23 protein-coding genes are annotated in these 23,891 nt (G+C 52.5%); all 23 read right to left on the reverse strand.

Translation table 11 applies throughout. The features are described from left to right. The 23 genes from BM299_RS06150 to accB all read right to left on the reverse strand — a co-directional run bounded on the left by BM299_RS06150 (window position 1) and on the right by accB (window position 23,619). On the reverse strand, window positions 1-882 hold the full coding sequence (locus tag BM299_RS06150) for a copper transporter (RefSeq protein WP_092482595.1): 882 nt from the start codon (window positions 880-882) through the stop codon (window positions 1-3). 11 nt (window positions 883-893) lie between these two features. After that, the gene (steA, locus tag BM299_RS06155) at window positions 894-2,015 is read right to left on the reverse strand and encodes a putative cytokinetic ring protein SteA (RefSeq protein ID WP_092482596.1); all 1,122 of its coding nucleotides are present in this window, start codon (window positions 2,013-2,015) and stop codon (window positions 894-896) included. A gap of 196 nt (window positions 2,016-2,211) precedes the next feature. After that, on the reverse strand, window positions 2,212-2,979 hold the full coding sequence (gene spo0A / locus BM299_RS06160) for a sporulation transcription factor Spo0A (protein WP_092482597.1): 768 nt from the start codon (window positions 2,977-2,979) through the stop codon (window positions 2,212-2,214). 131 nt (window positions 2,980-3,110) lie between these two features. After that, the gene (gene spoIVB / locus BM299_RS06165; protein WP_092482598.1) at window positions 3,111-4,448 is read right to left on the reverse strand and encodes a SpoIVB peptidase; all 1,338 of its coding nucleotides are present in this window, start codon (window positions 4,446-4,448) and stop codon (window positions 3,111-3,113) included. A 312-nt stretch (window positions 4,449-4,760) separates the two neighbouring features. After that, window positions 4,761-6,443 carry a DNA repair protein RecN gene (gene recN, locus BM299_RS06175; RefSeq protein WP_092482600.1) on the reverse strand — a complete coding sequence of 561 codons (1,683 nt, stop codon included), beginning with the start codon at window positions 6,441-6,443 and terminating at the stop codon, window positions 4,761-4,763. Between the two features lie 7 nt (window positions 6,444-6,450). Beyond that, on the reverse strand, window positions 6,451-6,906 hold the full coding sequence (argR, locus tag BM299_RS06180) for an arginine repressor (RefSeq protein ID WP_092482601.1): 456 nt from the start codon (window positions 6,904-6,906) through the stop codon (window positions 6,451-6,453). Further along, window positions 6,887-7,504, reverse strand: coding sequence for a tRNA 5-(aminomethyl)-2-thiouridylate-methyltransferase MnmM (gene mnmM / locus BM299_RS06185; RefSeq protein ID WP_092482602.1), 618 nt, complete (start codon window positions 7,502-7,504; stop codon window positions 6,887-6,889). Before mnmM ends, argR begins: the two co-directional genes overlap by 20 nt. Next, a complete protein-coding gene (locus tag BM299_RS06190; protein WP_092482603.1) occupies window positions 7,497-8,363 on the reverse strand; it encodes an NAD(+)/NADH kinase in 867 nt (288 codons plus the stop codon). Before BM299_RS06190 ends, mnmM begins: the two co-directional genes overlap by 8 nt. Window positions 8,364-8,375: 12 nt before the next feature. Further along, on the reverse strand, window positions 8,376-9,212 hold the full coding sequence (locus BM299_RS06195) for a TlyA family RNA methyltransferase (RefSeq protein WP_245779673.1): 837 nt from the start codon (window positions 9,210-9,212) through the stop codon (window positions 8,376-8,378). Further along, the gene (gene dxs / locus BM299_RS06200; RefSeq protein WP_092482604.1) at window positions 9,190-11,109 is read right to left on the reverse strand and encodes a 1-deoxy-D-xylulose-5-phosphate synthase; all 1,920 of its coding nucleotides are present in this window, start codon (window positions 11,107-11,109) and stop codon (window positions 9,190-9,192) included. Before dxs ends, BM299_RS06195 begins: the two co-directional genes overlap by 23 nt. A gap of 48 nt (window positions 11,110-11,157) precedes the next feature. Continuing rightward, complete coding sequence (locus BM299_RS06205; protein WP_092482605.1) at window positions 11,158-11,724, reverse strand: hypothetical protein; 567 nt, start codon at window positions 11,722-11,724, stop codon at window positions 11,158-11,160. Between the two features lie 842 nt (window positions 11,725-12,566). Further along, on the reverse strand, window positions 12,567-13,457 hold the full coding sequence (locus BM299_RS06210; RefSeq protein ID WP_092482606.1) for a polyprenyl synthetase family protein: 891 nt from the start codon (window positions 13,455-13,457) through the stop codon (window positions 12,567-12,569). Window position 13,458: 1 nt separating this feature from the next. Continuing rightward, window positions 13,459-13,671: an exodeoxyribonuclease VII small subunit gene (xseB, locus tag BM299_RS06215; protein WP_425429473.1), complete on the reverse strand. Its 213-nt coding sequence runs from the start codon at window positions 13,669-13,671 to the stop codon at window positions 13,459-13,461. Window positions 13,672-13,783: 112 nt separating this feature from the next. Further along, entirely contained in the window at window positions 13,784-14,992 is a 1,209-nt protein-coding gene (gene xseA / locus BM299_RS06220; protein ID WP_092482608.1) for an exodeoxyribonuclease VII large subunit, read from the reverse strand. A gap of 250 nt (window positions 14,993-15,242) precedes the next feature. Next, window positions 15,243-16,127: a bifunctional 5,10-methylenetetrahydrofolate dehydrogenase/5,10-methenyltetrahydrofolate cyclohydrolase gene (locus BM299_RS06225; RefSeq protein WP_092482609.1), complete on the reverse strand. Its 885-nt coding sequence runs from the start codon at window positions 16,125-16,127 to the stop codon at window positions 15,243-15,245. Between the two features lie 113 nt (window positions 16,128-16,240). Beyond that, on the reverse strand, window positions 16,241-17,653 hold the full coding sequence (gene gltA, locus BM299_RS06230) for an NADPH-dependent glutamate synthase (protein ID WP_092482610.1): 1,413 nt from the start codon (window positions 17,651-17,653) through the stop codon (window positions 16,241-16,243). Continuing rightward, on the reverse strand, window positions 17,653-18,513 hold the full coding sequence (locus BM299_RS06235; RefSeq protein ID WP_092482611.1) for a sulfide/dihydroorotate dehydrogenase-like FAD/NAD-binding protein: 861 nt from the start codon (window positions 18,511-18,513) through the stop codon (window positions 17,653-17,655). The genes gltA and BM299_RS06235 overlap by 1 nt, the downstream gene beginning before the upstream one ends. A gap of 214 nt (window positions 18,514-18,727) precedes the next feature. Further along, complete coding sequence (gene nusB, locus BM299_RS06240) at window positions 18,728-19,144, reverse strand: transcription antitermination factor NusB (RefSeq protein WP_092482612.1); 417 nt, start codon at window positions 19,142-19,144, stop codon at window positions 18,728-18,730. An 8-nt stretch (window positions 19,145-19,152) separates the two neighbouring features. Beyond that, entirely contained in the window at window positions 19,153-19,371 is a 219-nt protein-coding gene (locus BM299_RS06245; protein WP_092482613.1) for a DUF2273 domain-containing protein, read from the reverse strand. Between the two features lie 14 nt (window positions 19,372-19,385). Continuing rightward, complete coding sequence (gene amaP / locus BM299_RS06250; RefSeq protein ID WP_092482614.1) at window positions 19,386-19,919, reverse strand: alkaline shock response membrane anchor protein AmaP; 534 nt, start codon at window positions 19,917-19,919, stop codon at window positions 19,386-19,388. 17 nt (window positions 19,920-19,936) lie between these two features. After that, window positions 19,937-20,317: an Asp23/Gls24 family envelope stress response protein gene (locus tag BM299_RS06255; RefSeq protein ID WP_207545139.1), complete on the reverse strand. Its 381-nt coding sequence runs from the start codon at window positions 20,315-20,317 to the stop codon at window positions 19,937-19,939. 81 nt (window positions 20,318-20,398) lie between these two features. Further along, window positions 20,399-21,748 carry an acetyl-CoA carboxylase biotin carboxylase subunit gene (gene accC, locus BM299_RS06260; RefSeq protein ID WP_092482616.1) on the reverse strand — a complete coding sequence of 450 codons (1,350 nt, stop codon included), beginning with the start codon at window positions 21,746-21,748 and terminating at the stop codon, window positions 20,399-20,401. 11 nt (window positions 21,749-21,759) lie between these two features. Continuing rightward, window positions 21,760-23,619: an acetyl-CoA carboxylase biotin carboxyl carrier protein gene (gene accB, locus BM299_RS06265; RefSeq protein WP_092482617.1), complete on the reverse strand. Its 1,860-nt coding sequence runs from the start codon at window positions 23,617-23,619 to the stop codon at window positions 21,760-21,762. Window positions 23,620-23,891: the final 272 nt, after the last annotated feature.

Genomic DNA, 23,891 nt, shown 5'->3' on the forward strand with positions numbered 1-23,891 from the left:
TCACTTGACCTCCCGTTTTTCCAGTTCGGGCAGCAGGGTCTGGGCGGTGGACTTTACACCATAATGCCCGGGCTTACCGCTCAATGCCAGCACCAGGGCCAACTGGCCCGGCGCAGTGTCAATATTATCCACCGTACTGACATGTTTCCGCTGGTATTCTTTCATGGTTGAATATGCGACATCGGTTTCTTCTACACCGACCACGGGTATATTTAAATCTTGAAAATAATTTATAAATGCAATATCAATTTGTATATTGCGCTTGTTTTCTCGGTAACTGCCACCGACAATAATTACGCCATCCACGGGAATACCGTATTCGCCGCTGGTTTTGATGATTTCATTTTCTGCCAGAGAATTAACCACTGCCGGGTTTTCTCCGGTTACAATGCCGTCGGCTATTTCCGTGGCCAACCTGCCGATCAGTTTTTCGCCGGAAGCCGCCTCCCAGCCCAGTTCCTGCTGCAACTTTTCCAGCGCCTGCTTATCATCATAAAGGGTACTGACTGAAGTTATGGAACTGACCTGTCCCCCGGCGCTGGCAATGGCTTCGGTAAGTTCGGGCGGAAAACCATAACTGTTCAACTCAACAAGCGCAAATTTCTTTTCCGCCAGCTTACCCGCCATCAACACCGGCAGCACCTGTTTTTCAAATTGTTTATGCATGTTGGCATCAATTTCCAACGTATTGGCCCGCGCCTGGATGGCTTCATTGGTTTCCCGCAAAGATTGCAATTGGTTTTCCAGACGGTCCGTAACCTGCTTCTGGTAATCAATCAGCGCATCGTTACCCAGCAGGGTGCTGCCGATCAGGATACCGATCCCCAGGGCCAAAAACACGGCCACCAGGGAGGCTATATGATATTTGTAATCTACGATCATATAATAATCACCTAAATTCCCACCAGTAATCGAAATTGGATGAACAGCAGGCGCAGCAACTCCCGGGTGGAGGGGGAAATAACCATCACAGCCGCCACGGGCAGTAACGCGGCAATAAATATGGGCGCCAGGTGTTTTGCACGCAGCCTGCTTTTGTATAGTTTACTTACCCCCTTGGCATCGACCAGGATTGACCCGACCTTGGCCCGGACCAGAAAGGTACTGGCCATTCCCTTGCGTCCTTTCTCCAAAAAATCAATCATGTTGGAGTGGGTGCCCACCGCCACAATCAACTCGGCACCGTACTCGTAAGCCATAAGCATGGCAATATCCTCACTGGTACCCGGCGCGGCGTAAGTAACCGCTTCCAGCCCAAGTTCGCGCACCCGGGCCATGCCCGGCGCTTTCCCGTTGGGGTATGCGTGCACTACCAGTTCAGCGCCGCAAAACAACGTTTTATCACTGACACTGTCCATGTCACCTACAATAATATCAGGCTTGAGCCCGAACTCCATCAGGGCGTCGGCCCCGCCGTCCACTCCAACCAGGACGGGGCTTATTTCATTAATATACGATTTTATGGCTTTCAAATCATCCTTGTAATTTTTGCCGCGCACGACAATCAGCACATGCTTACCTTTAAAATCAGTTTTTATTTCCGGCACTTTATATTCGCCGCAAATCAACCCAATTTCATGTTGGGCATAATCCATGGTATTTTGGACAAAATGGGACAGTACATTTTCCAAGTTGCCCTTAGTTTTTTCCATTTTATGTATAATGATTTGGGCATTTAATTCCTTTCCGCTGGCCAGCACCCGACCGGCACGGATAATCTGACCGTTTTTTATTTCTATTTCTTCACCTTCCGTTAACAGTTCGAATAGATTACTGCCCGGGCAGTCTACTAATTTGACCCCGGATTCTACCAGCCTAAGCGGGCCGCAATTAGGGTAAACTTCGCTCATTGATTCCTGCACATTGATAACCGCCCGTACATGCGCTTCCACCAGCGCATTGGCAGCCACTTCATCAAGATCACCATGATCTATAACGGCAATATCACCGGGCTGTAGTCGCTTTACCAGATGTTTTGTTTTTTTATCCAGCCGTACCGTTCCTTTAACAGCCACTTAATTTCACCCACCTTAACTTTAACATTTTACAGTTTTTGCTTATTTACGTCAAGATTAGGTTATATATTATGATGCGCGAATATGACTATAAAAAATAAAAAAAGGGGACTGGCTCGGGAAAAAAAAGGGGACTGGCACCTTTTTCAAAATGTGAAAAAGGTGCCTGTCCCCTTTTTATACCGGTGCCTGTTTTTCAACTTACCTTGGCCTCGATGCGCAGCTTGTCCGCCACCATGGCGATAAATTCACTGTTGGTGGGTTTGCCACGCTGCAAATTTATTGTATAGCCAAAAAACTTGGTCATCATTTCAATATTACCCCGATCCCAGGCCAATTCAATGGCGTGCCGGATAGCCCTTTCCACCCGGCTGGGTGTGGTTTGGTACTTATGAGCAATCATGGGATATAGTTCCTTGGTTACCGCCCCCAGTAAATTGACATCATCTATCACTTGCAAAATGGCATCCCGCAAGTAATGGTATCCTTTTATATGAGCCGGCACGCCCATCTCGTGAATAATATTTGTAACAGCAACGTCAAGATTTTTCGGTTTGGCTACCGCAATATACTGGGAATTTCGCATACCGCCCGCCAGCTGTCTGATCCTGGTGGAGAGCACGGAGAAATCAAATGGCTTTAAAATATAATAATCAGCACCAAGTTCCATGGCCCGTTGAGTAATGCTCTCCTGGCCAAAAGCTGTCAGCATGATAACCTTGGGGGCTTGTTTAATATTACCGTCATTTATTTTTTCCAGTACTCCAATACCGTCCAAATGCGGCATAATTACATCCAAAACAAGCACGTCCGGTTTTTCTTCTTGGACCAGTTCCAGCGCTTCCAGGCCGTTTTGCGCAATGCCGGCCAATTCAAAATCTTCCTGTTGCTGCAGAAATTCTCTTAACAATTCGCAAAATTCTTTGTTATCATCTGCAATTATAATTTTAATTACCTTTCTCATTAAAATTCCCGCCTCCTAAAATGCTTCTAATTTTCTATAAATAATTTCTTTCGACGTAGAGGAGGGAATACCTTTATTTTATTTTAACTTTTTTGTTAAATTTTTACTTTTTTATTGGGCGTAATTTACATTTATCCCACTTTACTTTGGATATTCTTCTCATTTAACAAATTTACTTGCTTTAACATGTTTTCTGCCAGGACACCATAGCCCCTGGTGGGATCATTGATAAATACATGAGTTACCGCTCCGACCAGCCGCCCGTTTTGGATAATCGGGCTGCCGCTCATCCCCTGAATTATTCCTCCGGTACGTCGGATCAATTCTTGGTCTGTAACCTTTATTACCATTCCTTTACCCTGCTTTCCTGCTGGAAAGACATCTATAATTTGAATATTGAACTTTTCAATTTTGTTTTTATCCAGGACAGTGAAAATTTCTGCCGGTCCTTTCTCTATTTGATAGCGCATGGCTACCGGAATGGGTTTATTATAGTATGGATTGGAAATGCCTTTTTCCAGCTTGCCGAAAATACCGCATTCGGTATTTTTTTCTATGTTGCCGATTATATCACTTTCTCCCTTGAATACACCCATTTTTTCCCCGGGTTGTCCCTTTCTGCCGGGATGCAAGCCCTTTATCGCAGCTTCCACTATTTTACCGTCAACAGAATTAACGCTGCTGCCGCTGTCAAAATCAGCTATAATATGTCCAAGCGCCCCGTAAGTCCTGGACCCGGGCTCGTAAAAGGTCAATGTGCCTACGCCTGCGGTACTGTCTTTGACAAACAACCCGATGCGGTAGCGACCGGTTTTTTCACATAAAATAGGGGTTATACTGGCCAGTCTGGTTTTTTTTCCATGTTTGACTAATAAATTAACATCTTTTTCCTGCCTGCCATAATGATCTATGACTTCCTGCAACTGGGCCTCACTGGTAACTTTTTTATTGTTCACCCGCAGTATCAGGTCGCCAACCACAATGCCGGCTTCCCGGGCGGGAAATTTCTTATCGCCATTGTGCTCAACACCAGCCTCACCGACCACCATTACCCCTTCGGCATGCAGTAAAATACCCACCGATTGGCCACCCGGTATAACCTTTTCCGGCACCACTACATTGACCATCATCCGATGGATAGGCACAAGACCGAAAAGTTTAACCTGCATTTCCAGTTCCCCCGGTTCCATTGCCACCGGCATCACATCGCTGGGGTGGTAAGTAAATTCATGATATTGATTTCCGTCAACGGAAAAAATGCCACCGGCAGAATGCAAATCCAGGCTGCTGTTTTCCAAAATAAGTCCGGGCAATTCCATGCCATGGACAATTTTATCGCCTACCTTGACGTACTGCCGGTCCGGAAGAAAATTGTGCCAATAGGAATTTAGAGTCATTAAAGACATTACAAGTGCAAATACTACAATAAATACTTTGCCCATTAAGCTGTTTTTCTTGCTGCGACTCAAAAAGGCACACCTCCCTTTTTTTCATGATAGTCAAACCTTCATAAATAAAAAAATTACAGGCTTGCTGGCATGGCGCTTAATAAAAGTATTTCTTCCGCTTTTTTTAATATTAAATTGGCCTCGCGGCAGCCGATTTATTCCGCCCTGTAGTACCGTACATTGGCATGGTCAGTTGGGACGCGGTGTGTTCATTGTTTGTAACATATTGATAGCTGAAAAAAGGCATAAAAAAAGACCGCAGTTTTGCGGTCGGCAAAATTTTTTGAAAAAATTTTAACCATAAAGAGCCCGTGTTTTTTATTAGTATACCGGTCAAGACTCACCAAGCAGTTTGCGCACGTGCCGCACCAGAGGCTCCGACTGGCTGTCCCCGCCCAACATACGGCTAAGTTCGTTGATGCGCTCCTCGCCTTCCAGGCGGTGCACTGTGGTGACCGTTCTGCCCCCATCGGTTGATTTTTTAATCAGATAATGGGTTACGGCTACCGCGGCCACGGCTGTGGCGTGGGTTACACAGAGTATTTGCCTTTCCCGGCCCAGTTGCTCCAGCTTTTCCGCCACGGCCTGCAGCGTGCGACCACCAATACCGGCGTCCACTTCGTCAAAAACCAGGGTGCCGACGTCATCGGTGGTGGCCAGGATAGACTTTAAAGCCAACATCACCCGGGACAATTCCCCGCCCGAGGCGATTTTGGCCAGGGGACGCAGCGGCTCACCCAGATTGGGGGATATGAGAAACTCCACTTTGTTGATACCTCGGGCACCCGGGTCGGCGGCATCAACCTGAACAGCAAAATGCACGCTGCCCATTTCCAGGTCTTGCAGTTCGTTTTCGATAGCCTTTTCCAAGCTACCTGCCGCATTATGCCTACCTTCTTCAAGTTGTTTGGCCAGATTGAAATATTCCCGCTCGCTTTTATGTACCAGTTCTTCCAGTCCCTCTACATCGGTTTCCAGTAACTGCAGTTCCTCCAGTTCCGCGGCAATGTTTCGGCGGTAAGCCAGTATTTCCGCCACGCTCGCGCCGTATTTCCTTTTCAGGCGCTCTATTGTAGCCAGCCGATCCTCTATGTAATCCAGTTCTTGCGGGTTAATGTCCACGTTTTCCCGCTGCGCCGCCAGTTCGCGGGCAGCTTCTTCAACCAGGCACAGCGCGGAATAAACATTATCCAGGCAGGTTCTGCAGTCCGGCAGGTAGCGGCACAGTTCATCCAGGTCGTTTTTGGCTTCACCCAACAAATCAACCGCTGCGGGGTAGTGTCCGGTCCCCTTGTAAATGCGGTTCAGCACCTGCTCGGCCAGCAGGCCGATTTTTTCGGCGTTGGCCAGCAAATCGCGCCTTTTAATCAAAGCCTCTTCATCTTCCCCGGTCAGGTTGGCGGCATCAATTTCATCCATCTGGTATTTGATCATGTCCATGCGCTGCTGCCTCTCCCGACCGCCGGAGATTATTTGCTCCCGCAATTGCACGTTCTTGCGCCATTCCCGGAAAACCCGGCCGGTTTGTCTTAATAATTCAAGCAAATCCGGGCCGCCGTATCTGTCCAGCAAGAGCATTTGCTTGTCCGACTGCATCAGGGACTGCTGATCATGCTGGCCGTGCAAATCAACCAAAGAACCGGCAATTTGTTTATAGCTGCTCAGGTTGACTATGCGTCCGTTAACGCGACAGGTATTGCGACCCTGGCGGTTTATTTCCCGGCTCAATATCAACGTCCCCGGGTCAGCTTCATCGGGTTCCAAACCTGCTTTCAGCATCCTGGCCCGTACGGTTTCCATCCGGCTGATGTCAAAGGTTGCCTGAACCAGTGCCCGGTCCCGTCCGCTGCGCACCGAACCGGTTTGCGCTCGCCCCCCCAGCGCCACCTGGAGCGCTTCCAAAACAATGGATTTACCAGCGCCCGTTTCACCCGTCAGTACGTTTAACCCGGCGCCAAATTCCATCTCTATAACATCAATTAACCCAAAATCCTTTATATAAAGCGAAATCAACACCAGCGTTTCACCTCCCGGTCAGGGCGACGAACTTTTTTAAAATGGTATGTGTCATTTTTTTAGGCTTGATCACCACCAGTATAGTGTCATCCCCGGCCACGGTACCGATTATTTCCGGCCACCCGGCATGGTCGATGGTGGAAGCCACCCCCTGGGCCTCCCCGGGTAATGTTTTGATGATGATCAGGTTTTCGCTGCTATCCAGGGATACTACCGAGTCTTTAAACAGCCTTTTCATGCGGTCTTCATTTCTGGGATTCAGCGGCTCACCGGGAACGGTGTAACGGGAAACCCCGGATTTTCCGGGTACCTTTATCAAACCAAGTTCCTTGATATCCCTGGAAATTGTTGCCTGAGTAACTGAAAACCCGGCTTTTTGCAACGCACTCACCAGTTCCTCCTGGGTGCTGATTTCCTGATCTTTGATGGTCTCAAGGATTTTTTTATGGCGCCAGGCTTTCATTTTCCTCGTTCACCCTTTCTATAAAAATTAAAAAGGGGGCAGAAGACGACCGGTTGGCAAAAGTAATCCTGAGCACCCCAAAAACCCCCGGGTCCAAATTTTTTGCCAGTTGATCTACAGCGTCACTTTCATCTTCAGCACCCTGGTGAGCGGTATATACCACAATACTTACTCTTCCCCCCGGTTTTAATAGATTTAAAGCAGTATGCAGCGCCTTTATCGTGGTATCCGGCCTGGTTGTTTTATTATGGTCGCCGCCGGGTAAATAACCCAAATTAAACATAAACCCATCCACGGGATGAGTTATGTAGCGGCCCATTTCTTCATGACCGGCGTTAACCAACACAACATTTTTTTCCCTGCCGGCCTGTTTCAAACGCCCGGCGGTGGCATCCAGCGCCCCGCGCTGAATGTCAAAAGCGAATACTTTGCCGCTATCCCCTACCGCGCCGGCTAAAAAAAGAGTGTCGTAACCGTTACCCGCCGTGGCATCAACCGCCACACACCCCTCATGTAAAATTTCGCCGATGAACTTTTGCGCCAGAAGGGCGGCATTGCCACGTATACCCGCGAAACGAACGGGTAATCCGTCATACATTAATTCCGTCACCTTCTTTTAATTTATCCCGCAATATATCAAAAAATGTTCGGTTATTTAGTTTGATAAATTTAGCCCGGTGATCCGCCTTCCTGATCCTGACGGTATCACCGTACTGCAGGGGCATCCCGTGCTGCCCGTCCATGGTTAGCATCACCTCGCCCTGGTCGGAAAGCAGGGTGATCCGTACCTGGCTATCCGCTGAAATGACCAGGGGCCTGGCCCACAGAGCATGCGGGCATATGGGAGTCACCAGCATCAGGTCCAGATCGGGCGCCACCAGCGGCCCACCCGCCGATAGGGAGTAAGCCGTGGAACCGGTGGGGGTGGCAATAATCACCCCGTCTGCGTGGTAACTGTTGAAGTGCTGCCCGTCTACCACGGCGTCAAATATGATAAGCCTGGCAAACCCGCCCTTGGTAATTACAGCGTCATTCAGGCCGCTTACCGGCGCGTAGGTTTGCCCACCCCTGATAACGCAGGCTTCCAGCATCATGCGCTCTACAATAGTATACTTGCCCGTTAGCAGTTGTTCCAGGGCCCCGTAAAGGTGGGGGATGTCCACCTCGGTAAGAAACCCCAGGCGCCCCAGATTTACGCCGAAAACGGGCACGCCCACCGGAGCCGCCAGTCGTGCGCTGCTGAGCAGTGAACCGTCTCCGCCCAGCACTATCAGGCATTCCACCTTCTTAACCATTTCCCGGCGGGTACAGCCGGTTGACTGCCTGTCGATCTTGCCCGCGGTTTCGTCGTCCAGGATAAGGGTAACGCCCCTGTCGTCCAGCCAAGCATTAATGTCGTTGACCAAGGGTGCTATTTTATCTTTTCCCAGGTTGGATAACAGGCCGATAACCTTCAAAAGATAAACCTCCTACCCCAGGTTCCGGTGCGCTTCCCGGACAACCTGATCGACCAGTTCGGGCAAACCCTGAACACTGCCGGCGGGTTTTTGGAAATACAGTAGGTATTCAATGTTGCCCTCCGGGCCCTTGACCGGCGAGTAATCCAGCCCCAATACCGCAATGCCGTTATCTATAGCCGCCGTAGACACTTTTTGCAGCACGCTCCGGTGCACCCCGGCGTCCTTGACCACGCCTTTTTTGCCAACGTGCTCGCGCCCCGCTTCAAATTGGGGCTTAACCAGGGCCACCCCTTCAAACTCGTCCAGCAGGTAACTCACCCGGGGCAGCACCAGGGTGAGGGAAATAAAAGATACGTCAATGGTCACAAAATCCGGGATGCCCGAAGTAAACACGTCCTTTTCCATGTAGCGGACATTGGTCCGTTCCAGCACCTTCACCCGCGGGTCGTTGCGCAAAGACCAGGCCATTTGCCCGTAACCAACGTCCACTGCGTAAACCGCGGCGGCGCCGTTCTGCAGTGCGCAGTCTGTAAAGCCTCCGGTGGATGCACCGATGTCCAGCACCACCTTCCCCCGCAAATTAATGGAAAAAACTTGCAGCGCCCGGGCCAGTTTAAAGCCGCCCCGGCTGACATAGGGCATTTTTTCCCGGATAGTAATCTCAGTGTCGGCAATATCTACATTGTGACCGGGTTTATTTACCTTTGTGCCGTTGACCAGAACGTCCCCGGCCATAATGGCGGCCCGGGCCTTTTCCCGGCTGGTAAAGTAGCCTTTCTCAACCAGCAGCAGGTCAATTCTTCTTTTCTCAGCAGCCACGTCTTCATGAACCTCCGCCCAGGCCAACCAATTTCCTGCCTTTGGCCGCGCGCGTTTTGACCATTTCCCGGGCCGCTTCAACCAGCCCTTGCGCGGTCAGGCCGTATTTTTCACGCAGCAGCGCTTGGCTACCGTGTTCCACAAATGTATCCGCAATGCCCAGGCACTTCACCTGGATATCATGCAGCCCCCGGGATTCCAACAACTCCAGGACTGCTGAACCAAACCCGCCGGCCAGGACGTTTTCTTCAATGGTGATTAAACGTCCGGTGCGTTTGGCATGTTCGGCAATGCATGCGGCGTCCAGGGGCTTGACAAACCTGGCGTTGATCACCGTGGCCAGCACGCCCTGTTCTTTAAGCATGGCCGCTGCCCGGCGAGCCACCGGTACCATGTTGCCCACCGCCAGCAGGGTGATATCCTTGCCCTCGCTCAGCACCTCCGCTTTGCCCACGGGTATATCCCGGTACTGGCGGTCCAGGGCCACGCCCAGGCCGGTGCCCCGTGGGTAGCGCAGGGCGCACGGGCCGTTTACTTGCAGCGCGGTGTTCAGCATGTGTTGGAGCTCGTTTTCGTCAGCCGGTGCCATTATGGTCATGTTTGGTATATTACGCAGGAAAGAATAGTCGAACAGGCCGTGGTGCGTGGGTCCGTCGTCCCCCACAATTCCGGCCCGGTCAATGGCAAAAACCACCGGCAGGTTCTGCAGGCAGACATCGTGCAATATCTGGTCGTAAGCCCGTTGTAAAAACGTGGAATATATGGCCACCACAGGTTTCAAACCCGAGATGGCCAGGCCCGCCGCCAGGGTTACGGCATGTTGTTCCGCAATGCCCACATCAAAAAACCGGCGGGGAAACTTACCGGCGAATTCGGTCAAGCCGGTGCCGCTGCACATGGCGGCGGTAATGGCCACGATACACGGGTCCTGTTCGGCCAGTTGCACCAGCGTACGTCCGAATATTTCCGTGTAGGTACTGATATCGCTTTTTTTCAGGCAATCCCCCGAGCTAATGTCAAATGGCCCGATGCCGTGGAACTTATCCGCCTTTTCCACCGCCGGTGCGTACCCGTGTCCTTTTTGGGTGATTACATGTACCAGCACCGGCCCGCCCAGGGATTTGGCCTGTTCAAAGGTGTTAAGCATGGCGGATATATTATGCCCGTCAATTGGTCCCAGATAGGTGAAACCCAGTTCTTCGAAAATCATCCCCGGTACCACCAGGTATTTAAAGCTATCCTTTAAACGCTCGGCTACTTTGAGCACCTTGGAACCAATGGAAGGAATCCGGCGCAGGATTTGTTCGATCTCATCCTTGCCCCGTGAATATTTGGGGTCGGTCCGAATCCTGTTCAAATACCCGGCCATGGCACCTACATTGGGAGCGATGCTCATTTCGTTGTCGTTCAATACTACAATGATGTCTTTCTGTAGATGTCCGGCGTGGTTCAGCGCCTCAAAGGCCATGCCCCCGGTCATCGCCCCGTCGCCGATAACCGCCACCACGGAATATTCTTCGCCTTTCATATCCCTGGCCAGCGCTATGCCCAGGGCGGCGGAAATGGAAGTGCTGCTGTGCCCTGTTCCAAAAGCGTCGTGCTCGCTTTCATCCGGGCGCGGAAACCCGCTCAGGCCGCCGTGGCAGCGCAAAGTATCAAACCGCTCCCGCCGTCCGGTGATCAATTTATGCACGTAACTCTGGTGACCGACATCCCAAATGATTTTATTCCGGGGCGTCTGAAAAATTTTGTGCAATGCCAGGGTCAATTCCACCACGCCCAAATTGGGTGCCAGATGCCCGCCGTTGCGCGCCACCGTGACGATTATTTCCTCCCTGATTTCACCGGCCAGTTGCTCCAGTTGGGCCACTGTGAGGGCCCTGATGTCGCCGGGAGAATTTACCTGTTGCAAGTACTTGCCCAAGGTTTCACCTTCAATCTTTTATAAACAGCTTTTATGCATAGATTAGTTTTATTTTTTTACGAAGTTAATGCCGGTTATACTGCTGATCATGGCCATTATCCGGCCCACCAAGAAAATAACATCATTGGACCGGCTCAAGGCGATTTTTTTGCCGTAAGCCTTACCCCCTACAGTAAAGGCCGCAATTAGCGCCGTTATTAGCATATTCAGTATAAACCGGTTGGCATCTTCCCATAAGCTCATGATCCGGAGCACCAGGGCGATGCCCAGCGCGCCGCTGACAGTGCCGGCTATGTCGCCGATGACATCATTGGCAACATTGGCCACCCGATCAGCGTTACGGATTAGAAACACTCCTTCCCTAGCACCGGGCACCCGTTTGGAAGCCTTGGCGTGAAAAGGCACCTCACTGGCTGCCGCCACCGATGTGCCTATTATATCGGAAATGATGCCGAAAAGTATAATTAAAGATAGAAATATAAAAGATAATAGCAGGCTGTTGATGGTTCTGGATAAAAATTCGGACAATAAAAAAAAGGAAGCGGCAAATATAAAGGAAAGCAAACCGACAAAAAATATGTATTTGCCGGAAACAGTGGACTTATTGTTTTTCAAAATTGTTTTCACTCCAGGTCGCGTAAATGGCGCGGTTTGAAAGAACCGGTCCTGTATATATACCGAACAAGTGACAACAATGCGGGTAAACGTTGTGGCTTAGGTCCAGCAGGTTTTCCCAATTTCGTACCGGCTGTCGCCATACCGGCGGTTTCCCTTTAAACGAAAATCCGGAATGTTGCCGTGTCCGGGGCTGGATTACCACTTAGTCCACACTGCAATCCCCGCATTGTCCCGTAATTCCGGACAGCCTAGGAGTTTTCCTCTGACAGGAGTACCTTTTCCTAGCCTCTTTTGCAATGACGGTTTAAACCTACGTACACTGAGTATGGGCCCATACATCAGTGTACGCATCATCGGCCTCCACCGGCACCACTCAAGGCAGGCTACACTGCACGCAGCTTTCCCCACGTACAGGTTTATTCCCAAGCCATAATGACTGCCGTTAACAGACACCACGCACTTGGGTCTCCACGGGGGCAGGGTCAACGCCCACATGCCCTTGCGGGTCGCCCCGCCCCCTTAACTCCCAGTACCGACCCCCGACTGGGCGTCAGCAGCCAGCACCAGGAACTTCATTGATGTGCCCTTGACGGATTTTTAGGCCCGCCTTCAAAAAAGGGTTCCTGACTAGGATACTGCGTCACTTGTTCATATTTAAGGAATATAAATCACCATCAGTCCATAATTATATCATGGTGTTTGCCCGAACGGCAAACATCTATTCCGCTTATTTATCACCAATTATGGCCCGCCCGGTTTTTTTTACAGCCGGGGCACTGTTTTACGACCCCACGCTCAGCCTCGTGCAAGTACGATGCCTTTTAGGAAGGTTATCCAACTTAATAATCCCTGCTGATTACGAAGCGCACCAGTTCCCGTAAAAAATCCGCTTCTTCGCCGAAAGATGCCAGGGCGGCCAGGGCGCGGTCCGCCGCCAGCCGAGCATTTTCTCTGGCTGCCTCCAAACCGTACAGGGCCGGGTAGGTGGCTTTTTGATTTTTGGCGTCACTGCCCACCGGCTTGCCCAATTTTTGCTCGTCTCCCTGAATGTCGAGAATGTCGTCGATTATTTGAAAAGCCAGGCCGAGGTTTTCGGCGTACGTGGTAAGGCTTGCCAGTTGGTCGGCGGATGCGCCGGACAGGATGGCCCCGGCCCGCACCGCAGCTTTGTACAACGCGCCTGTTTTGCGGGTGTGAATATAATCCAGGGTTGGGGCATCTATGGCAGCGGCGCTGGACAGCGTATCCACCACCTGCCCGCCGATCAGCCCCATGGTCCCGGCCGCCCCCGCCACCTCGGCTATCACCTGCACCGCCCGTTCCGGTGGAACCAACCCGGATTTGGGCAGGTCGGCCAGCAACGCGAAGGATAAGGTAAGCAGCGCATCACCGACCAGGATGGCCACGGCCTCGCCGTACACCTTGTGGCTGGTGGGCTTGCCGCGGCGCAGGTCGTCGTTATCCATGGCGGGCAGATCGTCATGGACCAGGGAATAAGTATGCAATAATTCCAGGGCGCAGGCTGCCGGCATTGCTGCTTCCTCGCCGCCCCCCACCGCCCGGGCGCCGGCCAGCACCAAGGCGGGCCGCAGCCGCTTGCCGCCGACAAATACGCTGTAGCGCATGGCCTCGTGAATCAAAGGCGGGTAACAATCCGCCTTTGGCAGGTATTTATCCAGGGCCCGGTTTATTTTTTGGGCCTGTCCGGCCAGTTCCTCCTTGAAGTTCATGCTAAAGTTCCTCTTCCCTGATAACCGAATTGCCGTTTTTGTCTTCCATCAACATGCATATTTGCTTTTCCGCCTCTTCCAGTTGTTTATTACACTGTTTGGTTAATTTTATGCCCTCGGCGAAGAGTTCCAGCGACTCTTCCAGAGACAGATTGCCCTCTTCCAGCTTGTTGACCAGTGACTCAAGCCGGGCCAGCGCCTCTTCAAAAGACATTTCCTTACTACTCATTATTTACTGTTTTAACCTCCAATTTACCTAAATATACTCATTTATTATCTAAATTATATATTAATCAACTGCGAGAAGCCACCTTTTTAAGACCTACTTATTCCCTTTCCGGCATCACTTCCCGCACCGAGCATTTAAGAAGACCCCGGTATAAATGCACGGAAATGGGGTCACCGGCGCTGACCTGCCCGGCATCGCGCAGCACCGCGCCGCCGGGTCCGGTAGTGTAACTGTATCCCCGGGACAGGGTGGACAGCGGACTGAGGGCGTCCAGCCGGCCCGCCAGCAGGGCCAGCCGGTGGCCCTGGTTGTTCGCCAGACTCCGGGCCCCCTGGTACAGTTGTTTTTCCAATAAATCCACGGTCTGGCGCCGCTGATCGCAGATACAGGCTACCGGCCTGGCCAGCACCCGGCTCTCGGCGCAGCGTTGCAACCGCTGCCGGTACCCGCTGATCTGCTGCCTCACACAGCGGGTCAACCGGACCCGGTGCGTATCAATCATTCTTTTTATTTCCCGGCAATCCGGTACCACCATTTCCGCCGCCGCCGACGGTGTGGGCGCCCTGAGGTCCGCCACCAGGTCGGCAATGGAAAAATCAGTTTCATGACCCACCGCCGAAATGACCGGTATCGCGGACCCAGCTATAGTCCTGGCCACTATTTCCGTATTAAAGGCCCAGAGTTCTTCCAGGGAACCGCCGCCCCGCCCGACGATGATTACATCCACGTTGTTTAATTCATTGAATTTGCTGACGGCCCTGGCCACTTCCCCGGGGGCGGACTCCCCCTGCACCGCCACCGGCGCCAAAATGATCTTAATCAGCGGCCAGCGGCGTTTTAGTATATTCAACATGTCCCTTACCGCCGCACCGGTGGGTGACGTAACTATGCCGACACAGCGGGGAAAGGCTGGCAATTTCTTTTTATTGGCGGAGTCGAACAACCCTTCAGCAGCCAGTTTTTGCTTTAATTTTTCCAGGGCGACAAACAGGGCGCCCGTTCCGTCGGGCTCCACTTCTTCGGCATATAACTGGTACTGCCCGTCCCGCTCGTAAACGGTTACATATCCCCTGACCCTTACGGCCACGCCGTTATCCAGATTGCATTTCAAAAACCTGGCCCGGGAGCGGAACATCACCACCCGAACACAGGAATAACTGTCTTTTAAAGTAAAGTAAATGTGTCCGGAGGAAGCTTTTTTAAAATTGGATATCTCCCCCTTGACCCACAAGTTGGTTAAAAGATGATCATTCTCCAGTATATTTTTGACATACCTTGTCAGTTCCTGCACCGTTATCGTTTTCATATATACCTCTATACCTCCAGACGCTTTGCAAAAAGGGGACAGGCACCGGTAAAAGGGTGAAAGGCACCGATTCACAAAACGAATCGAGCCAGTCCCCTTTTACCGCAAAAAGCAAAAAAGGAGCCGGTCCCCTTTTTGCGCTTTGGAGCAACATGCTGTATGAACACCATTATAACAAATAAAATTCCCCCAAGTAAAAGATCATTCCACATAACTTGGGGGATGAAAAATTTATTCTTCTGCCCGGAAATTACTTATTCAGGCTGTACTTGAAAGATTCCAGGGTGTTTTTCATCAGCATGGTGATGGTCATAGGTCCTACGCCGCCGGGCACCGGGGTGATCAGGCTGGCCTTTTCTTTAACGGCTTCAAAATCCACGTCGCCGGCCAATTTGGCTTTGCCTTCCGGGGTAACGCCGATCCTGTTGACGCCCACGTCAATAACGGCCACGCCATCCTTGACCATGTCGGCAGTAACGGCGTTGGGCTTGCCGGCGGCTACGATGAGGATGTCAGCCTGCTTGGTGAAATACGCAACGTCTTTGGTGCCTGTGTGCACTATGGTAACCGTGGAATTGGCTCCGACCGCTTTCTGCAACATCATGTTGGCAATGGGCTTGCCCACGATATTACTCCGACCGACCACGACAACGTGCGCTCCCTTGGTTTCCACGCCGCCCCTGATCAACAATTCCTGAATACCGGCGGGAGTGCAGGGCTTGAATACCGCTTCACCAATGACCAGTTTACCCACGTTCACCGGGTGGAAAGCGTCCACGTCCTTGTCAGGATTGATGGCGTAAAGCACCTTGGTTTCGTCCACGTGCTTGGGCAGCGGCAACTGCACCAAAATGCCGTGGATTTGCGGATCGTTATTATACTTGTCGATAAGCGCCAGCAGCTGCTCTTCGGTAATATCCGCAGGTTGGTTGTCCTGAATGGAATAATAGCCCAGTTCCTTGGCGGTTTTTTGCTTGGCAGTTACGTAACTCACGGAAGCAGGGTTTTCACCCACCAGAATAGTTACCAGGCCGGGCACTGACCCGTGCTTCGCCTTTAAATCCTCAACCTCGGCTTTAATTTCCGCCCTGATTTGCTTGGCCACTTCAACACCGGAAATAACTTTTGCCGCCATACCTTATCCTCCTTATTTTTTTAATCTTCTTACAAAAATAATGAAATTATACTGCTTGCTGTCCGCACTTTGACGCGGATAGCAAGCAGGTCAATATATGTCAATCACCAGTACTACTTGTTGCCCAGGTACTCGTGTATAGCCTTGGCCGCAGTCCTGCCGGCCCCCATGGCCAGAATAACGGTGGCCGCGCCGGTGACCACGTCGCCGCCGGCAAAAATGCCCGGCTTGGAAGTGGCGCCGTTTTCATCGGCCACTATGTTGCCCCTTTTGGTGAGTTCCAGGCCCTTGGTGGTCCTGGGTACCAGCGGGTTCGGGCCCTGGCCGATGGCCACCACTACGGTGTCCACGTCCATGACGTATTCGGAACCTTCAATGGGCACCGGGCGGCGCCGTCCGGAGGCGTCGGGCTCGCCCAACTCGTACCTGATGCATTTCATACCGGTGACCCAACCGTCTTCATTACTGAGAATTTCCACCGGACTGGTCAGGAAGGCAAACTTGACACCCTCTTCCTCGGCGTGCTCCACCTCTTCCTTCCGGGCCGGCAATTCCTCGTGCGAACGCCGGTAAACAATCCAGGATTCTTCGGCACCCAGGCGCAGCGCGGTGCGGGCACCGTCCATGGCCACGTTGCCGCCGCCCAGCACGGCCACTTTCTTGCCTACCTTGATAGGAGTATCCCAATCGGGGAACCGGTACCCCTTCATCAGGTTGGTCCTCGTTAAAAATTCGTTGGCGGAATACACGCCGCAGGAGTTCTCGCCGGGGATGTTCATGAAGTAGGGAAGTCCGGCGCCGGTGCCGATAAATACCGCGTCGAAGCCCCCTTCTTCCATTAGTTCATCCACGGTGGTAAATTTGCCCACCACGGAGTTGACTTCTATTTCCACGCCCAGTTTCTTGAGGTTTTCAACCTCGGCCTGCACAACCGCCTTGGGCAAACGGAACTCGGGGATGCCGTACATCAGCACGCCGCCGGCTACGTGCAGCGCCTCAAAAACAGTTACTTTATGCCCCAACTTGGCCAGGTCGGCGGCACAGGTCAATCCGGCCGGGCCGGAGCCGACAACGGCAACTTTTTTTCCGGTGGAAGGCGCCACTTCCGGAACCTTTACACCGTGAGCCAATTCCCAGTCGGCACAGAAACGCTCAATCCGGCCAATGCCCACGGGCTCGTGTTTTTTGCCCAGGGTGCAGTATTTTTCACACTGGTTCTCCTGGGGGCATACCCGGCCGCAAACAGCCGGCAAGGCATTTTTTTCCTTGATTTTGGCAATGGCGCCGGCAAAATCGCCCTCGGCAACCAGTTTAATAAAGGCCGGGATATCCACTTCCACCGGGCAGCCCTGGCGGCAAGGTTCCTTTTTGCACTGCAGGCAGCGCTTGGCCTCGTCTATGACAGCCGCTTCGGAGTAACCCAGGGCAACTTCACTGAAGTTTTTGGCCCGCACAACGGGGTCCTGGGCCGGCATCGGGTTCTTGGTCGGCTTGATTTCTTTTTTCGGTTTTTTAACATCAGTCATTACTTAGCACCTCCGCATCCGGATCCGCACTTGCACTGGTGATGCTCCATGGCTTTTTGTTCTTCGGGCTTGAAGATAGCGCCGCGGCGGCCCAACTCCAGCCAGTCCACTTCGTGCCCGTCAAATTCAGGTCCGTCCACGCACACAAACTTGGTGGTGCCGGCCACGGAAACCCGGCAGCAACCGCACATGCCGGTGCCGTCAACCATCAATGCGTTCAGGCTGACAATGGTCTTAACCCCGTATTCCTTGGTCAGGTTGCACACCGCCCGCATCATGGGCTGGGGACCGATGGCCAGAACCATGGGGATGTTTTCCTTGCCTTTATCTTCAATAACCTCTTTCAGCACATCGGTCACAAACCCCTTGCGCACGTAACTGCCGTCGTCGGTGGTGACTAAAAGTTCGGAACATGCTTCCCGCATCTTGTCTTCCCAGAAAAGCAGATCTCCGCTGCGGGCGCCGATAATGCCGATGACATGGTTGCCCGCCTTTTTCAGATCCCGGGCAATGGGATGCACCGGCGCGATACCTACGCCGCCGCCAACAACAACCACCGGTCCGTCAAACTTCTCAATGTGCGAAGGTTCTCCCAGGGGGCCCACGAAGTCCTTGATATAATCTCCGGCTTCCATCTGGCCCAGTTGCGTGGTGCTTTTACCCACTTCCTGGAACACGATGGTAATGGTGCCCTTCTCCCGGTCGTAATCCGCAATGGTCAGAGGGATTCTCTCTCCCTCTTCATGGATGCGCAGAATGATAAATTGTCCGGCCTTGCAGCTTTTGGCTACCTTGGGCGCTTCAATGATAAATTGCTTAATTATTGGCGAAAACACTTGTTTTTCTAAGATCTTGAACATTAGCCTAATACCCCTCCCTCGTTACTAATCAAAAATCTAACTAAATATTTCGTGGCTAACGGTGTGATTCCTGCTATTTTTTTAAACAATGAACGAAATTTTGAAAAAAATAAGAAAAATAAAATAGGGACCGAACGAAAAGGGGACAGACCGTAAAAGGGGACTGGCTCCGATTCGTTTTGTAAATCGGTGCCTGTCCCCCTTTTTGTTCTGGCTATTTCCTTTTTTTTATAACTTCTTTTTTTAATATGGCGCCCAAAATGCCGTTGATAAACTTGCCGGATTCTTTGCCGCTGAAAACTTTGGTCAATTCCACAGCTTCATTTATCGCCACGCTTTCGGGTATATCCTCGGCGTACAGCATTTCAAACAGCGCCATGCGGAGAATACTCTTGTCCACCGCCGCCAGGCGGCTGAAATGCCAATCCCGGCTATACTCAGCGATGGTTTTATCCAGTTCCGGCAGGTTGTCAATCGTCCCGTGCACCAAATAGCGGGTGTATTCCATATCCCGGTCCGCCAGGGCCAGGTTCTCCTGCACATAACCGCACGCCTCTTCCACGTTTACCCGGCCAACTTCCACCTGGTACAAAACCTGCATGGCCGCTTCCCTGGCCTGTCTTCTGCCCATGTTCCACGTCACCTTTCTCCCAGCAAGCGTAATAGTTTGTCTTTTATATCAACCCGGTCGTCCAGCTGTTTACCGCCCAAGTAGCCCAAACCGACACATACGGCTATGAACAGCGTTTTTAAAACACCCCAATAGATAACGGAAAGGCTGACAGCCAGACCAACCAGGGTACCCAATATCTTACCCCGGTGCATCATTATCCATTCCCGGAGAAGGTGATTGTCCATAAGCAGTCCACTCCCTATTCCACCCTGGGCTTGCGGGCAAAAAAGCTCTCCACTGTGACACGCACCTCGTGCACGGAAATACCCACTATATCGTATATGCTTTCCTTGACTTGCCGCTGCATGTCTTCCGCAACCCGGGGAATATTTATATCAGGCGTGGTGACGATGCGCAAATTAACAGCGATGCCCTGCGGCACCGCCTCCACTCTGGCCCGGACCTCCTTGACCCCTTGCACGGCGGAGACCACCTTTTCCGACAGCGATTCAACCGCCGGCAGGGAAACGCGCACCTGCCCGAGGTTCCCCTCATGTACTATGGCCTGTTTTTTCCGCTCGCCCTTGAAGCCACTCCAAAGCAAACGAACACCCATCAGCACATACACTCCCAACAAAGCCCAGGTAATTTCCTCCTGCCCGGGCAACTGCATTTCTTGCCACAATTCCTGCACGGGCTCCGGCCAGCCGGCCAGGTAAGCCGCCAGGGCCAGGAAAAGCAGGGTCAAGGTAAACGTGTAGATTGCCAGAATTCCCCGGTCAAAGGGCCCCATCAAGTAATCCTCCCGGTTTATTTTACTCGGTTGTCCTCTTCGTTAAATTCGTTGCCAAATGATACTCCCTGGACATTGACGTTAACTTCCACAACCTTCAGGCCGGTCATTCTTTCAATGGCGTTCTTGACGTCGTCCTGGATTTTGGCGGCCACTTCCGGTATACGGGCACCGTACTCCACTATGATATACAGGTCAACCGCCGCTTCTTTTTCCCCTACTTCCACCTTAACGCCCTTGGAAAGGTTTTTTCGTCCCAACTTCTCTGTAATGCCGCCGACCACGCCGCCGCTCATGCCGGCCACGCCGGCCACTTCGGTGGCGGCCAACCCTGCAATAACGCGCACAACATCATCAGCTATACGGATAGAACCAAGATTGTTCTTGTCTTCGCGCATGACCGTTTCCTGCTGCTCCACTTTGGTGTACCCCCCTAGCACGATTTAAGTTATTATACCAAAGGAGGAAAAATACTGCAATCAGTCATGCGACAATATGCGGCGTTGAATAAAGTTGGTATACGTTTCTCCGCGGCGGAAAAAGGCGTTGCGCAGTATGCGCCGGTGGAAGGGAACAATGGTCTTGACACCTTTTATCTCCAGCTCATCCAGGGCCCGCTGCATTCTGGCCACGGCCTCATCCCGGTCCCTGCCCCAGACGATAAGTTTGCCCAGCATGGAATCGTAGTGCGGCGGCACTTCCCAGCCGGCAAAAACCGCGCTGTCCAGGCGTACGCCCGCCCCGCCGGGAGGCAGGTAACCCGTGATTTTGCCCGGGCAGGGGATAAAGTTGCGATCCGGGTCCTCGGCGTTGATCCGGCATTCGATGGCCCAACCGGAAAATTGCACATCCTCCTGGCGCAGGTTCAGTTCCCGCCCGGCGGCAATGGCAATTTGAGACTTGACCAGGTCAATGCCCGTCACCATTTCGGTAACGGGATGTTCCACCTGGATGCGGGTATTCATTTCTATAAAATAAAAGTTGCCGTGCCGGTCCAGCAAAAATTCCACCGTGCCGGCGCTGCGGTAATTGACCGCCCGGGCCGCCTCAATCGCTGCTTCGCCCAAACGCCGGCGCAACTCTTCATTAACCGCCGTGGAAGGCGATTCCTCAATTATTTTTTGATTGCGCCGCTGAATGGAACAATCCCTTTCACCAAGGTGTATGATATTGCCGTAGTTGTCGGCCAGGATTTGTATTTCGATATGCCGGGGCTCTTCCACGTATTTTTCCAGGTATATGTCGCCGTTGCCAAACGCGGCCGCAGCCTCGGAGCGGGCGGTCAAAATGCCCCTCACCACTTCCTCGCCGCACTGGGCCACCCGCATCCCCTTGCCGCCGCCCCCGGAGGAAGCCTTGATCAATACCGGGTAACCGATGTCTTCCGCTATCCGCAGGGCCTGGTCGGTATCCTGCACCAGTCCCCGGGACCCGGGCACCACGGAGACCCCCACCTGTTGCATGGTTTCCCGGGCCCGCACTTTGTTGCCCATTAGGCGCATGGCCTCCGGCGGCGGGCCGATAAAAACGATTTCATTGGCGGCGCACATTTCGGCAAACCGGGCGTTTTCCGAAAGAAAACCGTATCCGGGATGGATGGCATCGGCACCCGTTACCTGAGCGGCACTGATAATGTTGCTGATATTCAGGTAGCTGCGTCCCGGGGGAGGCGGTCCGATACACACCGCCTCGTCGGCCAGGTGTACGTGCAGGCTGTCCCGGTCGGCTTCGGAATAAACCGCCACGCTTTTAATGTTCATTTCCCGGCAGGCCCTGATGACCCGCACCGCTATTTCACCCCGGTTGGCGATTAAAATTTTATCGAACATAGTTCAGTCACCTAATCTTCCCTGATAACCAGCAGGGGCTGGCCGTACTCGACGGGCTGAGCGTTTTCCACCAGGATTTCGACCACGGTGCCGGAAACCTCGGCCTCTATTTCATTCATCAACTTCATGGCTTCGATGATGCAAAGGGTTTGGCCCTTCTCCACCCGGGAGCCCACTTCCACAAACGGCGCGGCGTCGGGTGCCGGAGCGCGGTAGAAGGTGCCCACCATGGGTGACTGCACCGTTTTGCCGTCCGCTTCCCCTGTAACCGGAGACGCCTTTTGCGCGGACGCGGCGTTAGCCGTTTTTACCGGAACATCATCGTCGTTTTCCGTAGCTTGCACAGCTGATACATCACTGCCGGCTGCGCCCGCTTTTTTGATGGATAACTTTATGGAATCGTTTTTCAGCGAAAATTCGGCAATATCTGTTTGATTAATCAAGTTAATCAATTCCTTGATCTCCTGTAATTCCATGCTGTTTACCTCCTTGTCCGGCCCGGTCGTACCTCTGCCGCCGGCCGGTTCGGCATGGCCGGCACCGTTTTTGCCGGCTTCCAAGAATTTTTTAGTAATTTGCGGAAAAATGGCGTAGGAAAGAACATCATCTTCCGAGCGGGCCAGCCCGGTGGTTTCCCGCCGTATTTTTTCCATTTGCGGCTCCAGCAGGTCCGCCGGGCGGCAAGTCACGGGTTCTTTATCACCCAGCACCCGCCGGACCACCGCCTCATCCAGCGGTGCCGGCGGTCGACCGTAAAGGCCCTGTACGTAGGCTTTCACCTCGCCGGGCACCAGCTTGTAGCGCTCGCCGGTAAGCACATTAAGCACGGCCTGGGTCCCCACAATCTGGCTGGTGGGTGTAACCAGGGGCGGGTAACCCAGTTCCCGGCGCACCCGCGGAATTTCCTGCAATACCCCGGGCAGCAGATGAGCGGACTTTTGCTCCTTTAGCTGCGACACCAGGTTGGTTATCATGCCCCCCGGCACCTGGTGTTCAAACACACGCATATCGCTAATGCGGGTTACACCGCGTTCCCGGCCCTGCTGCTCACGCAGACCCTCAAAATAGTCCGCTATCTCAAACAGTTGTCCCATGTCCAGCCCGGTGTCGTACGGCGTGCCCTGCAGCGCCCGGACCACCGTTTCCACCGGCGGTTGTGACGCCCCGAAGGCCAGCGGCACCGAAGCTGTGTCAATAACATCCACCCCCGCCTCCACGGCCTTTAAATACGTGGCCAGGGCCAGCCCGCCTATGTAATGACTGTGTAGTTGCACCGGTAACCCTGGGTTTTTCTTTAACTGGCCGATCAGTTCGTAGGCGTGATAGGGGGTTAGCAAGCCGGCCATGTCCTTGACACAGATGGAATCCGCTCCCATTTCCGCAAGCTTGACGGCTGTTTCCAGGTAATGTTCAGTGGTATGCACCGGGCTGACGGTGTATACCACGGCGGCCTGCACGTGGGCGCCCGCCTTTTTGCCCGCCCGTACCGCCGTTTCCATATTGCGAATATCGTTCAGGGCATCGAAAACCCGGATGATGTCGATACCGCCTTCCACCATATGGCTAACGAACGCCTCCACCACATCATCGGGGTAATGCTGGTAACCCACCAGGGACTGCCCGCGCAACAGCATTTGCAGCGGTGTCCGTTTGATATGTCGTTTTAACGTGCGCAACCTCTCCCAGGGATCTTCATTGAGGTAGCGCAGGCATACGTCAAAGGTGGCGCCACCCCAGACCTCCAGGGAATGGTAGCCCACCGCGTCAAGTTTTTCCACAATGGGCAGCATATCACGGGTGCTCATTCTGGTGGCCCACAGGCTTTGATGCCCGTCCCGCAGAGTAGTATCGGTTATTTTTACTCCAGCCATTGCAATCTCCTCCATAAAAAAGACAGGCTGTCACTGGCTAACAACCTGATATCACAAGGATTATTATATAACTGTCTAATGTAAAATAAAATAATTTCCGGGCAAGTATACAATATATCGGTAAAAAACACTGTATACTGTACAATATGTATTTAGAATACAGAATACAGATAAAAAAGGGGACTGGCTCTTTTTTCGCTTTTTGAAAAAAGTGCCTGTCCCCTTTTTAGCCTGGGCACCGTAAAAGAGGGACAGGCACCGATTCATAAAAC

The sequence above is a fragment of the Desulfoscipio geothermicus DSM 3669 genome (assembly GCF_900115975.1).
Lineage (GTDB): Bacteria > Bacillota > Desulfotomaculia > Desulfotomaculales > Desulfallaceae > Desulfoscipio > Desulfoscipio geothermicus.

Excerpts from the sequence above, each read along its gene's own strand:
- BM299_RS06150 (WP_092482595.1), bottom strand. The coding sequence starts at position 882 with ATGATCGTAGATTACAAATATCATATAGCCTCCCTGGTGGCCGTGTTT.
- spo0A (WP_092482597.1), bottom strand. The coding sequence starts at position 2,979 with ATGAGAAAGGTAATTAAAATTATAATTGCAGATGATAACAAAGAATTT.
- argR (WP_092482601.1), bottom strand. The coding sequence starts at position 6,906 with ATGAAAGCCTGGCGCCATAAAAAAATCCTTGAGACCATCAAAGATCAG.
- mnmM (WP_092482602.1), bottom strand. The coding sequence starts at position 7,504 with ATGTATGACGGATTACCCGTTCGTTTCGCGGGTATACGTGGCAATGCC.
- BM299_RS06210 (WP_092482606.1), bottom strand. The coding sequence starts at position 13,457 with ATGAACTTCAAGGAGGAACTGGCCGGACAGGCCCAAAAAATAAACCGG.
- xseB (WP_425429473.1), bottom strand. The coding sequence starts at position 13,671 with ATGTCTTTTGAAGAGGCGCTGGCCCGGCTTGAGTCACTGGTCAACAAG.
- xseA (WP_092482608.1), bottom strand. The coding sequence starts at position 14,992 with ATGAAAACGATAACGGTGCAGGAACTGACAAGGTATGTCAAAAATATA.
- BM299_RS06225 (WP_092482609.1), bottom strand. The coding sequence starts at position 16,127 with ATGGCGGCAAAAGTTATTTCCGGTGTTGAAGTGGCCAAGCAAATCAGG.
- gltA (WP_092482610.1), bottom strand. The coding sequence starts at position 17,653 with ATGACTGATGTTAAAAAACCGAAAAAAGAAATCAAGCCGACCAAGAAC.
- BM299_RS06235 (WP_092482611.1), bottom strand. The coding sequence starts at position 18,513 with ATGTTCAAGATCTTAGAAAAACAAGTGTTTTCGCCAATAATTAAGCAA.
- nusB (WP_092482612.1), bottom strand. The coding sequence starts at position 19,144 with ATGGGCAGAAGACAGGCCAGGGAAGCGGCCATGCAGGTTTTGTACCAG.
- BM299_RS06245 (WP_092482613.1), bottom strand. The coding sequence starts at position 19,371 with ATGGACAATCACCTTCTCCGGGAATGGATAATGATGCACCGGGGTAAG.
- amaP (WP_092482614.1), bottom strand. The coding sequence starts at position 19,919 with ATGGGGCCCTTTGACCGGGGAATTCTGGCAATCTACACGTTTACCTTG.
- BM299_RS06255 (WP_207545139.1), bottom strand. The coding sequence starts at position 20,317 with ATGCGCGAAGACAAGAACAATCTTGGTTCTATCCGTATAGCTGATGAT.
- accC (WP_092482616.1), bottom strand. The coding sequence starts at position 21,748 with ATGTTCGATAAAATTTTAATCGCCAACCGGGGTGAAATAGCGGTGCGG.
- accB (WP_092482617.1), bottom strand. The coding sequence starts at position 23,619 with ATGGCTGGAGTAAAAATAACCGATACTACTCTGCGGGACGGGCATCAA.